Origin of the sequence: Phenylobacterium sp. (assembly GCF_031425575.1) — a bacterium.
Classification (GTDB): domain Bacteria; phylum Pseudomonadota; class Alphaproteobacteria; order Caulobacterales; family Caulobacteraceae; genus Phenylobacterium.
The window spans coordinates 1-14,066 of the sequence record NZ_JANPJP010000236.1 but is presented as its reverse complement, the minus strand read 5'-3'; the positions used below and the strand labels follow the sequence as shown (position 1 = coordinate 14,066).

At 68.6% G+C, this 14,066-nt stretch carries 17 protein-coding genes; 8 read left to right on the top strand and 9 right to left on the bottom strand.

What is annotated here, in order from left to right; genetic code table 11:
* Positions 1-7: 7 nt before the first annotated feature.
* Positions 8-511: an RNase H family protein gene (locus RMO97_RS13190; protein WP_310541515.1), complete on the bottom strand. Its 504-nt coding sequence runs from the start codon at positions 509-511 to the stop codon at positions 8-10.
* An 81-nt stretch (positions 512-592) separates the two neighbouring features.
* Between RMO97_RS13190 and RMO97_RS13185 the strand changes: the two genes are divergently transcribed.
* Positions 593-955, top strand: a complete 363-nt coding sequence (locus RMO97_RS13185; protein ID WP_304782692.1) for a hypothetical protein — start codon at positions 593-595, stop codon at positions 953-955.
* Between the two features lie 115 nt (positions 956-1,070).
* Here the strand turns inward: RMO97_RS13185 and RMO97_RS13180 are convergent, their stop codons facing one another.
* Positions 1,071-3,272 carry an ATP-binding protein gene (locus RMO97_RS13180; protein WP_310541514.1) on the bottom strand — a complete coding sequence of 734 codons (2,202 nt, stop codon included), beginning with the start codon at positions 3,270-3,272 and terminating at the stop codon, positions 1,071-1,073.
* Positions 3,273-3,381: 109 nt separating this feature from the next.
* On the bottom strand, positions 3,382-4,302 hold the full coding sequence (locus RMO97_RS13175; protein WP_310541513.1) for a LysR family transcriptional regulator: 921 nt from the start codon (positions 4,300-4,302) through the stop codon (positions 3,382-3,384).
* Between the two features lie 103 nt (positions 4,303-4,405).
* Between RMO97_RS13175 and RMO97_RS13170 the strand changes: the two genes are divergently transcribed.
* From RMO97_RS13170 to RMO97_RS13155, 4 genes are all read left to right on the top strand, one after another.
* Complete coding sequence (locus RMO97_RS13170) at positions 4,406-5,032, top strand: FMN-dependent NADH-azoreductase (protein ID WP_310541512.1); 627 nt, start codon at positions 4,406-4,408, stop codon at positions 5,030-5,032.
* Between the two features lie 91 nt (positions 5,033-5,123).
* Complete coding sequence (locus RMO97_RS13165) at positions 5,124-5,264, top strand: hypothetical protein (protein ID WP_310541511.1); 141 nt, start codon at positions 5,124-5,126, stop codon at positions 5,262-5,264.
* 128 nt (positions 5,265-5,392) lie between these two features.
* The gene (locus RMO97_RS13160; RefSeq protein ID WP_310541510.1) at positions 5,393-6,055 is read left to right on the top strand and encodes a ParA family protein; all 663 of its coding nucleotides are present in this window, start codon (positions 5,393-5,395) and stop codon (positions 6,053-6,055) included.
* Positions 6,056-6,145: 90 nt separating this feature from the next.
* Positions 6,146-6,313 carry a hypothetical protein gene (locus tag RMO97_RS13155; RefSeq protein ID WP_370690259.1) on the top strand — a complete coding sequence of 56 codons (168 nt, stop codon included), beginning with the start codon at positions 6,146-6,148 and terminating at the stop codon, positions 6,311-6,313.
* Positions 6,314-6,325: 12 nt separating this feature from the next.
* Here RMO97_RS13155 and RMO97_RS13150 read toward each other — a convergent pair whose 3' ends face one another.
* The 5 genes from RMO97_RS13150 to RMO97_RS13130 form a co-directional block, all read right to left on the bottom strand.
* Positions 6,326-6,520 (bottom strand): hypothetical protein, encoded by a 195-nt coding sequence (locus RMO97_RS13150; protein ID WP_310541509.1) that lies wholly within the window; start codon positions 6,518-6,520, stop codon positions 6,326-6,328.
* Positions 6,521-6,564: 44 nt separating this feature from the next.
* Positions 6,565-7,482 (bottom strand): DUF6454 family protein, encoded by a 918-nt coding sequence (locus tag RMO97_RS13145; RefSeq protein WP_310541508.1) that lies wholly within the window; start codon positions 7,480-7,482, stop codon positions 6,565-6,567.
* A complete protein-coding gene (locus tag RMO97_RS13140; protein WP_310541507.1) occupies positions 7,479-8,753 on the bottom strand; it encodes a serine hydrolase domain-containing protein in 1,275 nt (424 codons plus the stop codon). Before RMO97_RS13140 ends, RMO97_RS13145 begins: the two co-directional genes overlap by 4 nt.
* Positions 8,754-8,867: 114 nt before the next feature.
* Positions 8,868-9,269: a Cu(I)-responsive transcriptional regulator gene (cueR, locus tag RMO97_RS13135; protein WP_310541506.1), complete on the bottom strand. Its 402-nt coding sequence runs from the start codon at positions 9,267-9,269 to the stop codon at positions 8,868-8,870.
* 74 nt (positions 9,270-9,343) lie between these two features.
* Positions 9,344-11,869 (bottom strand): heavy metal translocating P-type ATPase, encoded by a 2,526-nt coding sequence (locus RMO97_RS13130; protein ID WP_310541505.1) that lies wholly within the window; start codon positions 11,867-11,869, stop codon positions 9,344-9,346.
* Between the two features lie 255 nt (positions 11,870-12,124).
* Here RMO97_RS13130 and RMO97_RS13125 point away from each other — a divergent pair, with 255 nt between their 5' ends.
* The 3 genes from RMO97_RS13125 (at position 12,125) to copD (ending at position 13,790) form a co-directional block, all read left to right on the top strand.
* On the top strand, positions 12,125-12,322 hold the full coding sequence (locus tag RMO97_RS13125) for a heavy-metal-associated domain-containing protein (protein ID WP_310541504.1): 198 nt from the start codon (positions 12,125-12,127) through the stop codon (positions 12,320-12,322).
* Positions 12,323-12,487: 165 nt separating this feature from the next.
* Positions 12,488-12,859 (top strand): copper homeostasis periplasmic binding protein CopC, encoded by a 372-nt coding sequence (gene copC, locus RMO97_RS13120; protein ID WP_310541503.1) that lies wholly within the window; start codon positions 12,488-12,490, stop codon positions 12,857-12,859.
* Position 12,860: 1 nt separating this feature from the next.
* Entirely contained in the window at positions 12,861-13,790 is a 930-nt protein-coding gene (gene copD, locus RMO97_RS13115) for a copper homeostasis membrane protein CopD (protein WP_310541502.1), read from the top strand.
* A 4-nt stretch (positions 13,791-13,794) separates the two neighbouring features.
* Here the strand turns inward: copD and RMO97_RS13110 are convergent.
* The coding region (locus tag RMO97_RS13110; RefSeq protein WP_310541501.1) for a DUF411 domain-containing protein at positions 13,795-14,066 on the bottom strand (272 nt) is incomplete at its 5' end.

The window sequence follows — 14,066 nt, the reverse complement described above, 5'->3', positions numbered from 1 at the left end:
GGCTGCGTCAGGCGCCTGGGAATTTCGCCATATTGGGCTTGGGAATCGCCCAGGTGAAAGCCCCTGACGCCTTGCACTTCTCGCGGGCGAAATCCGACCAGGCGGCGACGAAACCCTCGGGGCGCCTGTCGGAGGGCGTGGGGCTGACCCGGACGAAGGTGACCGGGCGCGCCTGGGTGATGGCGGCGATCTGCCGCCAGAGGTCCTGCTCGGCCACCGGGTCGCCCTTGGCGTCGACCCAGCCGCCGGTCCGCCAGGCGCCGATCTGCCCCGCGCCGGCCATCAGCACGGCGCTGTCGGAATGCAGGGTGAGCGGCGTCGGCGCGGGGATGTCGGCGAGGTCGGACAGGGCGCGGAGCACGGCGGTCAGCTCCATGCGCGGCGTCGTCGCCTGGCGCTCGCCGCCGGCCACGCCGCGGGCCTCCCCGTTCCAGAGCCGGACATAGGCCCAGCCGCCGAAGCCCCGGCTGTCGGTGCAGACGCCGTCGGTCCAGATACGCAAAGGGTTCATGGCGAGCCTCTTCGGCGAGACGGCCGGCCCTAGCAAGCCCTAAGCCTTGCGGCGCTCGCGCAAAGGGCTCATCTCCCTGCCATGTTGAAAGAAGAAATCGGCGACCGCGCCAGTGAGATCATCTGGCGCGGCCGCCAGTGGATCGTCACCAATTTCGGCCTCGAGACCCTGGGCGACCCCTTCCCCTACGAGGTCGCCGCCACCCGCCTGACCGAAGGCTGGCAGGGCGCCGACGAGAGCCTGCTGGCCTGGCCCATGGAGCTGGCCGCCAAGACCTGGGTCGACTATCGCGACTTCGTCACCGCCTATCTGGTGGCCCTGGGGGTGCACCAGGAGGCCTATTCCCCGGTGGACGTGGCCACCATCAAGGCCTCGCTCAACGAGGGCCGCGCCATGTGGGAAGCCACCAAGGCCGAGATGCTCGGCGAGTTCGACGACGACTGAAATACATCCGCTCACCCCGGCGAAGGCCGGGGCCCAGATCCAGCGCCTGACTTCAGGATCCAATCCGAGGCCATGACCTACGACCTGGGTCCCGGCCTTCGCCGGGATGAGCGGGTTAAGCCGAGAGTGCCTCGGCCGCCTCACCCTCACCGGCCACCAGGCGGGCGATCTCGGCCAGGAGTTGCAGGGGCGAGAAGGGCTTGGGCACGAAGCCGTTCATGCCGGCGGCGTGGTAGCGCTGCTGGTGGTGGGTCATGACGTCGGCGGTCAGGGCGATCACCGGGGTCTGGGCCGCGGCCCCGCCAAGCGCGCGGATGCGGCGGGTGGCCTCCAGGCCGTCGATGCCCGGCATGTTCACGTCCATCAGGATCAGGTCATAGTCGTCGGCGATCACCGCCTCCACGGCCGCCTCGCCGCAGTCAGCTTCATGTGCCTCGGCGCCCAGAGCCTCCAGGGATTTCACCCCCACCAGGCGGTTGACGCGATTGTCGTCCACGACGAGCACCCGCAGACCTTCCAGCGGGGCGTCGCCGAAGGCGTTCACGGCGCTGGAGGGTGGCGCCTCGGCTACCGGGGCCGCGACCTCGAACCAGAAGGTGGAGCCCACGCCCTCGACACTGTCGAAGTCCATGTCGCCGCCCATCATGCGTGCGAGGCTGCGGGAGATGGCCAGGCCCAGCCCCGTGCCGCCGAACCGGCGCGTGGTGCCGACATCGGCCTGCTGGAAGCGGTCGAACAGGGAGGCGCGGGCCGAGGCCGGAATGCCGATGCCGGTGTCCTGAACCTCGCAGCGCAGGCGACGGGGCTCTCCGTCGACATAGGTGAGCCGTACCGAGACGCCGCCCTCCCCCGTGAACTTCACGGCGTTGCCGATGACATTGAACAGGCACTGGCGCAGGCGGACCGGGTCTATCGCGGCGTGGCCAAGCCCCTCGGCCGAGACCCGCAGATAGACACCCTTGTCCTCGGCCTGGGGCCGGATCAGGGCCGCGACGCTGTCGGCCAGGGCGGCCGGATCAACCGGAACCGATGACAGGTCGAGCTTGCCGGCTTCCATCTTGCTGAAGTCCAGCACGTCATTGATCAGTTGGGCCAGCATCTGGCTGCAGGCCACGGCCTCCTGCAGCAGGCCCGCGCCTTCCGGCGTCAGCGGCTCGCGCTCCAGCAGGTGCAGGATGCCCACCACCCCGTTCATCGGGGTGCGGATCTCATGGCTGACTGAGGCCAGGAAGTCGGACTTGGCGGCGGTGGCGGCCTCGGCCACCTGGGTCGCCTCGGCCAGGGCGAGTTCCTGGCGCTTCTGGTCGTCGATATCGATGATCAGGCCGACGCAGCGCTTCAGAGCGCCACCGGCGTCATGCTCGACCTCGAGGTAGAACCGCACCCAGATCACGCCGGCGCTGCGCATCAGGCGCACGTCCACCGGGGCGATCTGGTCCTGGCGCTCGGCGCGCATGTTCAGGTCGCGGGCCCTGGCCCGGTCGTCGGGGTGGAACATGCCGAAGGGATTGGCCTTGGCTCCGCTCAGAAGATCCTGACCCACCAAGTCGCGCAGCTCGGGGGAAAGCCAGAAGGACCCGGTGGCGTAGTCGAATTCGAACACCCCGGCGTTGGCGGCGTTCAGGGCCAGTTTCAGCCGCTGGGTGCTGGCGGTGGCCGCGTCGCGGGCCTCCGCCTGGGGGGAGATGTTCTGGCTGATGCCGTACATCTCGTAGCGGCCGCTCGGGGTCTGCTTGCCGGCGCGATAGAGCACCCGCAGATGCTTCCAGCCGCCATTGGCGGTGCGGTAGCGCATCTCCGCCTCGGCCTGGCCGCCGAAGCGGGTCAAACGCTCACGGATTTCGCGGTCCTTGGCCAGGTCGTCCTCATGCTGGACCTGTTCGAGGACTTCGGAGGGCACGCCCTGCGTGGACTCCGCCCACCCCAAGGCCAGTTCGCTGGAGAAGAAGTAGATGGCCCGGTCCGGATCGTAGAGCCAGGTCCCCACCTCGGCGTCGGCCATCAGCTGATCGCGCATGCTTGAGGCGTTAAGGGCGGCGTCCAGCATCCTGTGCTCGGCGGTGACCTCGGTCAGCAGCACGAGGCCGCCGGCGCTCTGGTCGGTGCGCACCCAGCAGACCTCACCACAGGTTTCCAGCCGGTAGGCGTTGGCTGTGGGACGGGACTCGGTGGCCACGGCGTCCAGCAGGTCGCCCAGGTGACGGCAGATCAGGTCATTGGCCGGCGCGCCCAGCAGTCGGGCGAAGTCGCGATTGGCGGCGATGATCTGTCCGCCGGCGTCCAGCAAGGCGGCGGCCACCGGGAGGCCATTGATCATCGCGTGGGACGCCGAGGGAACGGAAGGGTGGGGAGCGAACATTTGGTCAGGGTGTCAAATCCGGCTTAACGAGCCGTTCCAGCCCGGCCTGCCGAATTTCGCCCTGGCTCTATTGCGCCGCCTTCCGATGCGCGTAGCAGGCGTCCCAGTAGGGTTCGCCGCCGAACCGCTCCACCAGCAGTTCGGTCAGGGCCCGGACCTTCCCCGCCACGTGACCGGCCGGCGGCGGGCGCACGACATAGAGCCCGGCCTCCGGCATCGGATAGTCTCGCATGACCGGGACAATAGTCCCGCGCTCCAGGGCCGGGCCGGCGATGAAGGTGGGCAGCATGGCCAGGCCAAGGCCCGCCTCGACCGCCGAGAGCAGGGCCTGGCCGTTGTCGGCCCGGAAGCGCGCGTGCGGCTGGAAGGTCACCACCCGCCGCCCGTCACGGAACGGCCAGGCCTCATTGCCCTGGGTGATGGTGTCGTGGCCGGCCAGGTCGGCCAACGTCCGCGGCTCGCCCCGCCTGGCCAAGTAGTCCGGGCTGGCCACCAGGGCGCCGTGGATCGGGGCGATCTTGCGAGCGATCAGGCTGGAGTCGGTGAGGTTTCCCAGGCGCACGGCCACGTCGAACCGCTCGCCGATCAGGTCGACGAAGCGATCGGAATAGGCGGCGTCGACCTGCAGCCGAGGATGGCGCACCGCCAACTCGGCCAGCACCGGGGCCAGGTGGGTCATGCCAAAGGACAGGGGCGCGGCCACCCGCAGGGAGCCGACGATCTCGTCCCCCTGCTGGGCCACGGCGTCGCGGGCGGCCTCCAGGTCGCTGAGGATCTGGTCGGCGCGGGTCTTGAACTCCAGCCCCGCCTCGGTGACCGCCACCCCGCGCGTGGTCCGGCTGAGCAATTGCGCGCCCAGCTCGGCTTCCAGCCGCGCCACCCGGCGGCTGACCATGGACTTCGACAGGCCCAGGCCCTGGCCGGCCCGGCCAAAGCCCCCCGCGTCGGCCACGGCCAAGAAGGCGGCGATATCCTCAAGATCGAACATGTTCCTGTTTCCGCAACAGTCTGGAGCCAAACAGCCCACTATTGTTGCGAGTTTGGAACCACCAGCTTGGGCGGGTCAATCACTCAGCGCCCCGGAGGGCGGCATGTCCCAAGTTCTCGTTCTCAATTCCAGCCTCAGCGGCGAGGCCTCGGTCTCGCGTCTGCTGGTGGCCGAAACCCTGGCCCTGCTGGTCGCCCGCGACCCCGGCGCCAAGGTGGTGATCCGCGACCTGGCCCAAACCGAAATTCCCCACCTCAATCCATTGACCGTGGCCGGGGTGCGCGCCACGGCGACCACCGTGGCCGAGACCCGGGCGCGAGACCTCTCCGATACCCTGATCGCCGAGCTGCGCGCCGCCGACACCATCGTCATCGGCGCCCCGATGTACAATTTCTCGATTCCCACGACCCTGCGCACCTGGTTCGACCACGTGCTGCGGGCTGGCGAAACCTTCAGCTATTCCGAGGCCGGTCCCAAGGGCCTGCTGGAGGGCAAGCGGGTGATCGTGGTTGAGAGCCGCGGCGGCCTCTACAGCGAGGGTCCCGCCCAGGCGCTCGATTTCCAGGAACCCTATCTGCGACAGCTGCTGGGCTTCATCGGCCTGACCGACGTGACCTTCGTGCACGCCGAGAAGATCGGCTTTGGGCCCGAGGCCCGCGACGCCGCCATCGACGGCGCGAAGGCGCGGCTGGCCGAGATCATCGGCCGCGACCTCTCCCAGGCCGCCTGAGGCTCCGGCGCCTTCCCATCGGGGGAGGCGCCGCCGAATTGTCCGACGGTGGCGGCCAGGGTGTGGGATAGTCCGCAAAAGGACGGCCGCCATGAAAACCTATCCCAGCACCCGCACCCAGACCCAGGGGGCGCCCGCGGGCCTGAATGACCCTCGTTCCACCGGCCGCGCGCCGACCACCAAGCCGCAGACCAAGACCGCCATGCTGCTCCCCCACGGCCAGCGCCGCTGAACCCGCCCCCCGGCGCCTGCGAGACGGACGCCGGCGCGCGCCCGGCGGCCTGACAACGAAGGTTTACATTCTGCGGCCCGCGAACCTGTTATCCCGCATCCGGTAAGGCGCGGGGGCGGGCCAGGACCATGAAGACGATCGCTGTGCTGTCCCACAAGGGTGGGTCAGGAAAGACGACGGTGGCGGTGAACCTGGCCATCGCCTGGCGGGCGCTGGGCGCGCGCACCATCTTGGCCGACGCCGATCCGGTCCGCTGCGCCTCCGACAGCCTGCGCAAGCGCCCCGACCACGGATCACTGGTGGTGGAGACCTCGGCGGCCAAGTTCGACGCGCTGGCCTATGTCAGCGGCAAGGGGGGCTGCGACGTGCTGATCATCGACACCCCCGGCGGCCCCGACAACGGCATGATCGAGGCCATGAAGGTGGCCGACCTCTGTATCGCGGTCTCCCGCCCGACCTATCTGGACGTCGCCGCCACCCTGCGGACCGTCGAGGTGGTGCGGCGGCTGGGACGCCAGGGGGTGGTGCTGTTCAACCAGTGCCCGCCCCGCCGCAACGGGGTGGAGTCCGCCGTGGTCAGCGGCACCATGGACATCCTGAGGCGCGGCGGGCTGGAGGTCTGTCCGCTGGCCTTGCAGACCCGGGCCGCCTACCAACGGTCTATCGCCCAGGGGCAGGGGGTCGGGGAATACGAGGCCGGCGGCAAGGCCGATGCGGAGATCGCGGGCCTGCTGGCCTATGTCCAGGCCAAGACCGAGGGCGAGGGCCGCGAGCGGGCGGCCAACGACTAAGCACCGCGCGATCTCCAGCCCGTTCGCGCCGATTTCTCGTCCGCCGCCCCGCGTGTCAGGCTAGGGTCGAGGCTCCGGAGGACGATGACCATGGCCGACCAAGACCCGCCCGCCGAAACCCCGATCCAGCGCGCCCTGCGCCTGAAGAAGGAGGCCCTTGACGCCAAGCCGAAGGATCCCCGCGGGGGCCGCTTCCAGCGCGAACGCGCGGCGGCCGCCAGGTCGTCGTCGAAGTCCAAGCCTTGGATGGCGCGCTAAAGCCTCAGCTCTCTAGGCGTCGTCCCCAGCCTCCACCACGCCCCGCAGGTGGGCGAGGAATTCATCGCGTTCGGCCTGGGTGAAGGCCTGTCCCAGTTCCTGGGTGGCCTCGGCGAGGCTGTACTTGCCGTCGCTGAAGCGCAACAGGACGCTCTCGATATAGCGGTCGAGGAGGACGCGGTCGGGGCCGGTGAGGTTGTGGGTCATGCCGTCACCCTGCGCCCACGCGCGCCGATGCGCCATGCGCTGGATCAATTGGCCGGGGTCGGCGCCTCGTAGGCGAAGAGGGTCGAGCGGTCGTCGTCGGGCATGAACCAGGCCCTGACACCGGTGGCGGTGGTCTCCACATAGGTCGGGTTCTGGGTCATGGGCCGGCCCGAGGGCGACCAGAGCGGCACCGGCGTCTGCCAGACCGGGCGGTGGTCCTTGACGATCTCCAGCCCGCCGAGGGACAGGATCCCGCCCTTGGGGGTGAGGTAGGCGGCGAGGCCGGAGCACAGCATCGCCCCGCCACCCAGGCCGTGGCAGTCCTGGTAGTCGATATAGCTGGTGGGGTTGCGCGCCACCCTGGGCGCCCCGGCCTTGCCGCCTGGGGTCAGCTTCCAGGTGTAGAACCGCCGCCCGCCCCAGGAGACGCCCTGCAGCAGGCGGGTCTTGCGGTCGTAGCTCACCGCCCCGATGTGGTCGGCGACCCGCAACACCTCGGTGGCCTTCAGAGTCTTCGGATCGACGCGGTAGACGATGGCGGCGCTGTCGGGGCGGTATTCGGCCAGGCTGACCCACAGGTTCTCGCCGTCGAAGTCGATGCCGCCCGGATGATAGGCGTCCCCCTCCCCCAGCACGACCTGGGCCAGCAGGGCGCCTTCGGCCGACATCCGGAACAGGTGGCCGACGCCGGCGCCGGGACTGCGTCCGCCGGTGGCGCCGGCCAGGCGGGCGGGAGCCTGATTGACCTCAACCGAGGAGACGAAGAACTCGCTCCCGACCTTCACCATCCCCTGGGGATGGAAGGTGGGGAACTGGACCGGCACGGCGGCGGTCTGGGTCCAGACGGTGGCGCGGTCCAGCTGGACCAGGCGATCGGCCAGGGTCGGCGCGGGGGCGGCCCCCAGCAGGCCGATCATGGCCGGGAGCAGCAGGCCGAGCCGCCGCAGGGCGCCCGACCTCATCGGCTTCGCCTGCGCAGCCGCCACCCGACGATCCCGGCGCCCAGCAGGATCACCCCCCATCCGATGGCCAGGATGATCAGGGTCTGCTTGACCTCCATCAGCACCGTCAGGGCGTCGACATGGCCCGTGCGCCAGAACACCCATTCGCCGGCCAGCCGGGTCGCCAGCAGATCATCGCCGGTCTCCAGCACCACGACCCCGTCGCCGCTGGCCGGATCGAAGCGCGCGGCGGTGTTGATGGCCGGGAAGTTGTTGCCGTCATGACCGACGATGAAGTCGTCGGCGTTGTTGGGCGCGTAGAGCACCAGGCCCAGGCCCCAGATGTCGGCGCCGTACTGGGCGGCGTGGGGGCGGCGCATCTCCGCCAGGGTCGCTGGCCGGAGCACGCCCCGCCCCGCCGGAGCGCCCTCCGCGCCCGGTCGCTGGGCGGCGATGAGGCGGGTCAGGTCGGCGGTCGAGGTGTAGAGCGAGGCGGCGCCCGTGGCCGTGAACCGGTAGTGGATCGCCTTGGTCCCGCCCGGGCCATAGATCTCCGCGACATTGGCGGGCCAGGGCTCGGGCAGCAGGAAGGTGGACCGGGTCATGCCCAGGGGGTCCAGCACCGCGCGCCGCATATAGACGGCGAAGGGCTCGCCCGTGACGTCCTCGATCAGCAGCTGCAGCAGGGTGTAGCCGCCCCCGGAATACTTCCACCCGGACCCGGGCGGGAGCCCCACCTTGACCGCACCCTCGGCCTGCGGCGAGGCGTCGGCGGCGCGGGTGAGGGAGGCCACCAGGGGCTGAACCGGCTGGCCGGGCGCGAACCCTCCATAGCCGAGGCCATCGGTGAGGCCCGCCGTGTGGCTGAGCAGGCGACGCACCGTCACCTGGCGATTGTCGAATTCGCTCGCGGGCAGTTTCCAACGCTTGAGATAGGTGTCCACCGGGGCGTCCAGATCGATGCGGCCGGCGTCCACCAGGGTCATCACCCCGACCGCGGTGATCCATTTGCTGAGCGAGGCCACCTGGAACAGGGTGTCACGGTCCACGGGCGCGCCCTTGGAGGCGAAACGCTCGTGCACGGGCCGCCCGGCCTCGATGAGGGTGAAGGCCAGGTTGCCCGTGGACTCCGCGGCGATCATTCGGTCGGCGGCCGCGGCGAAGGCGGCGGTGTCACCCTGCGGCGCCAGCGGCCTCCGCCACCAGCCCTCCAGGGTCCCGGCGCCGACGAGCGCGGTCCAGACCGCCAGCACCCCAAGGGTGGCGACCCCAAGCAGGATCCAACGGCGCATCGGCGTGACCTCCCCCAAGCTCGACCCTTGTTACCCGACTTGTGGGGCGGCGTCAGGGGGGGGCTGGCCTGGCCAGCCATGCCTGTGATCACCGCCAGCAGCTAGGGAACGGCGCTAAGCCGCGACACGGTCCTTGCCCCCCAGCCCTTCGATGATCGGGCAATCCGGGCGCTTGTCGCCGTGGCAGTTGCGCACCAGGACCCGCAGCGTGTCGCGGAGTTCTGTCAGCTCGGCGAGCTTGCGGTCGATCTCTGTCAGCTTGGCCTTGGCGATCGCCTTCACATCCGCGCTCTCCCGATCCTTGTCGCTGTAGAGCGACAGGAGCTGCCGGCATTCCTCGACGGAAAAGCCGAGGCTGCGAGAGCGCTGGAGGAAGCGCAGGCGATGCACGTCAGACATCGAGTAGTCCCGATAGCCATTGTCCGCACGGTCGGCCTGCAGCAGGCCGATGTCCTCGTAGTAGCGGATCGTCTTGGCCGACAGGCCCGATTTTTCCGCTGCGTTTCCAATGTTCATGAGGCGATTTCCGATCCGAGTTCGGACAGCATAAAGGTTCTAGTTCATGGAAGGTCAAGGGCGAGCCGAGGGGATTAGCCGCCGGCGGCCACGATGGGCCCGGCGGCGGCGCGCACAGGCGCCTTGAAGCGCTTCAGCCGCATGGCGTTGCCCAGCACAAAGACACTCGAGAGGGCCATGGCGCCGGCCGCCAGCATCGGTGACAGCAGCGTGCCGCTGATAGGATAGAGGACGCCCGCAGCCACCGGAATCAGGCTGGCGTTGTAGGCGAAGGCCCAGAACAGGTTTTGCCGGATGTTGGCGATGGTCGCCTTCGACAAGGCGATCGCGTTGCTCACCCCCAGCAAGTCGCCGGACATCAGCACCACGTCAGCGCTCTCGATGGCCACGTCCGTGCCGGTGCCGATGGCGACGCCGACATCGGCCTCGGCCAGGGCCGGAGCATCGTTGATGCCGTCGCCGACGAAGGTCACGGCGCGGCCGCCGGCGCGCAGGCGCTTGATGGCCTCGACCTTGCCGTCCGGCAGCACCTCGGCGACCACCTCGTCGATGCCGAGTTGGGCGGCGATGGCCTCCGCCGTGCGACGGTTGTCGCCGGTGATCATCGCCACCTTGAGGCCCATGGCATGCAGGGCGCGGATGGCCTGCGGCGTCGTCGGCTTGATCGGGTCAGAGACGGCGATCACGGCGGCCAGCTTGCCGTCGATGGCGGCATAGAGCGGGGTCTTGGCCATCTCGCCCATGCGGACAGCGGTTTCGGCGAACGGCCGCACGTCGATACCCAGCTGGGCCATGTGGCGGTCTGCGCCGACAGCGATTCGATAGCCGCGGACCATGGCGTTGACGCCATAGCCGGGCACAGCTTCGAAGGCGCTGACCTCGTCGAGGGCGAGCCCTTCGGCCTGGGCCGCGGCGACGATGGCCCCCGCCACAGGGTGTTCGGACTGTCCCTCGACGGCGGCGACCAGCGATAGGACCTCAGCGCGTTCAAAGCCTTCAACGACTTCCAGATCGGTCATCACCGGCTTGCCGGCCGTGAGCGTGCCGGTCTTGTCCAGCGCAACCACCTGGACAGACTTCAGCGACTGCAGAGCTCCGCCGTTGCGGAACAGAACGCCCAGTTCGGCGGCGCGGCCGGTGCCGACCATGATCGAAGTCGGCGTGGCGAGCCCCATGGCGCACGGGCAGGCGATGATCAGCACCGCCACCGCATTGACCAGCGCGAAGGCGACGCCCGGCTGCGGTCCGAAGACCAGCCAGACGGCGAAGGTCAGGGCGGCCGCGACCATGACCGCGGGCACGAACCAGGCGGTGACCTTATCGACCAGGGCCTGGATCGGCAGCTTGGAGCCCTGCGCGGTCTCGACCATGCGGATGATCTGGGCGAGCAGCGTGTCCGCCCCGACCTTCGTGGCCCGATAGGTGAAGCTTCCGGTCTTGTTGATCGTGCCCCCGATCACCTCAGCCCCCGCCTCCTTGATGACCGGGATCGGCTCGCCGGAGATCATGGCTTCGTCGACGAACGACGAGCCGGACAACACCACCCCGTCGACGGGAACCTTGTCCCCCGGGCGCACCTGGATGACATCGCCGGCGGCGACGTCCTCAAGCGCCACGTCGACGAATTCGCTGTTGCGTTCCACCCGGGCCGACTTGGCCTGCAGGCCCACCAGCCGCTTGATCGCCTCGCTGGTGCGCCCCTTGGCCTTGGCCTCGAGGACGCGGCCCAACAGGATCAGGGTGATGATCACCGCCGAGGCTTCGAAATAGACGTTGGCCGTCCCGGACGGCAGCACCGCTGGCGAGAAGACGGCGACCACCGAATAGGCCCAGGCGGCCGTTGAGCCGAGCACCACCAGCGAGTTCATGTCGGGCGCCAGGCGCGCCAGGGCCGGCACGCCCTTCCTGTAGAAGCGCAGGCCCGGACCGAACTGCACGATCGTCGCCAATACGAAGAAGGCGATATAGAGCGGTCGCTGGCCCAGGGTCATCGCCAGCCAATGATGTAGCGCCGGGATGGCGTGCGCGCCCATCTCGAGCACGAAGATCGGCAGGGTCAGCGCCCCGGCGATCCCGAGGTCGCGCTTGAGGTGGGCCATCTCGCGGTCGCGGGCTTCCTCCCGGCTGTCGGTGGCCGCGGCGGCGCCGGCGGCGGCGCGACGAGGCTCATAGCCCGCCTTGCGAATGGCCGCGTCGATGGCCGCCCGGGGGGCGTCGCCGGCCATGGTCTCGATCGTGGCGCGTTCGGTGGCGAGGTTGACCGAGGCCTTGAGCACGCCGGGGACTGCGGCGATGGCGAGCTCGACCCGGCGCACGCACGAGGCGCAGGTCATGCCCTCGATCTCGACTTCCGAGGTTTCAACGGGAACCTCATAGCCCGCCCCCTTGATCGCGGCGATCACACCGGCGGCGTCAGGTCTGACACCGACGTCGAAGGTGACGTCGGCGGCTTCGGTCGCGAGGTTCACGGTCGCGGCGGCCACGCCAGGCGCCTTGGCGATGGCGAGCTCGACACGGCGCACGCAGGACGCGCAGGTCATGCCGGCGATCGGGAAGTGTTGTCTGACCGAGACGGTGGTCAGGTTGGAGGGAGCGTTCATGGAACTGGTCCTCTGAGTATCGTTCGACCAGAGGTCTAAGGCTTCCAGTCACGGGAGGGTCAAGGTGCTGCCTACGATTTTTCCAACTCGCACCAAATCATTGAAATACCGACCAATCTACACGTCGTTGTCGCCGGACCGGTCCGCGCGGATGGGCAGCATCAGTTCAACAAAATCGCCACTTGACCTTCCAGCAAGAGGAAGCCCGACAGTGGTCCTGCCGCACTTCGTCGGCCTGCATATGAGGAGTTTGGAATGTTGAAGCTGAAGGTCCCCGACATGACTTGCGGCCATTGCGCGAGCGTTGTTTCTGAGGCGGTGCATAGCGTGGATGCCAACGCCAAGGTCGACATTGATCTGGGGACGAAAGCGGTGTCGATCACCACCTCGAGTGACCCGGCCGAGGTCACCCGGGCGCTGGCCGCCGCCGGCTATCCAGCGCTGCTGGACTAACCAGCAACACGACAACGCCGTTAAGTCACCTGACGAACCCAGCCGGCAGCAAACGCCGCGCGGTGATCGATGGTCGTTCACCCCTGGTGCAGGTGCGCACGGCTAGTTTGAGAGTTCGGCAGTCCAGGCTGCGTACATTTCACAGAAACTCGTTGGGAGTCCCACATGAAGAACCGCTTGTTCAGCCTTGCCGTCCTTGCCGGCGCAAGCGCCTTCCTGGCCACCAGCCCCGCCTGGGCTCATGCTCATCTGGTGAGCTCCGATCCGGCGGCCAGCGCCACCGTCGCCTCCGCCCCGAAGAAGATCACCCTGAAGTTCAGTGAAAAGCTGGTGCCTGCCTTCTCCAAATTCGAAGTCACCATGCCTGAGCATGGCGGCATGAAGGTCGCTGTGAAAACCGCGGTCTCTGCCGACGGCAAGAGCATCACTGGGACGCCCCAGGCGAGCCTCGGCAAGGGCGCCTACAAGGTCGTCTGGACTGCCGCCTCGGTCGATGGCCACAAGATGAACGGCGAAGTGGCCTTCAAGGTCGACTGAAATGCTTGAGTCTGCGGTCGTCGCCCTGAGGCTTTTGCAGTACGCGGCCGCAATGGTCCTCATGGGATCATCGCTCTTTTTCATCTACGCGCTCCCCTCCTCTGGCGACGGGTCGGCTGCTCAATCCAGATGGACGCGCCCGCTGCTCATCAGTGCCGGGTTGGTCTTGGCTCTGGCTGCGATCCTCGGGCTCGCCGCTCAGTCCAGTGTTCTGGCAGGCTCTGTCAGCGAAGGCCTGAAGGTCGAGACGTTGAAGGCTGTGGTGTCTGGCATGGACCTGGGCAAAGCGGCCATCGTCCGGGCGGTCGCAGCGCTACTGGCTGTCGTCTGCCTACTGGCTTTCAGGCCCGGCCAGCGGTCATGGACCGTCGTCGCCGTCCTGGGCGGCGTCGCCACGGCCAGCCTGGCCTGGATGGGACACGGCGCGGCCACCGAAGGGCCGCTGGGACTGCTGCACCTGGGAAGCGACATTCTGCATGCGCTCGCTGCGGCCTTCTGGATCGGCGCCCTCACGGCCTTCTTCGGTCTACTGGCCGCCCCACCGGCGGCCCCCGCTGCGCATCAGGCCCTATACCGCGCTCTGCACGGATTTTCTGGAATTGGCTCGGCCTTGGTCGCCGTGCTGGTGGTCACCGGGGTGATCAACAGCTGGATCCTGGTGGGGCCCGATCACGTGTCGGCGCTCTGGACGACGGCTTACGGACGGCTCCTGAGCCTGAAGTTCATCCTGTTTATCGCCATGTTGGGTCTCGCGGCGGCGAACCGCTTTCGACATGCCCCGGCTCTTGGCCGGGCCCTGGGCGACAACACGTCTCCGGAATCTGCCCTCGGCGAGCTTCGGCGGAGCGTGGTTCTCGAGACGGCGCTCGGAGTTGGAGTCCTAGCCACCGTCGCCTGGCTGGGCGCCCTGGCGCCGCCGATGGCGATGTAGCGACCTATTGATGCCGGGCGAAAATCCGGGTCTTCCCCCCAGCAAGCAGCAGCAGCGTATTGTAGGGTTCCTTGCGCCCGTCAGGCGTTTCCATACCCGGCGAGCCAAGCGGCATGCCGGGAACGGTCAGGCCAAGCGCCTTGGGACGCTCCTTCAAGAGGCGCGCTATATCGGCCGGCGGTACATGCCCGACGGTGACGTAGCCGCCAATGGTGGCGAGATGGCACGAGGAAAGTTCGAAGGGTACGCCATGCTTCTTGCCGATCGGACTGACAT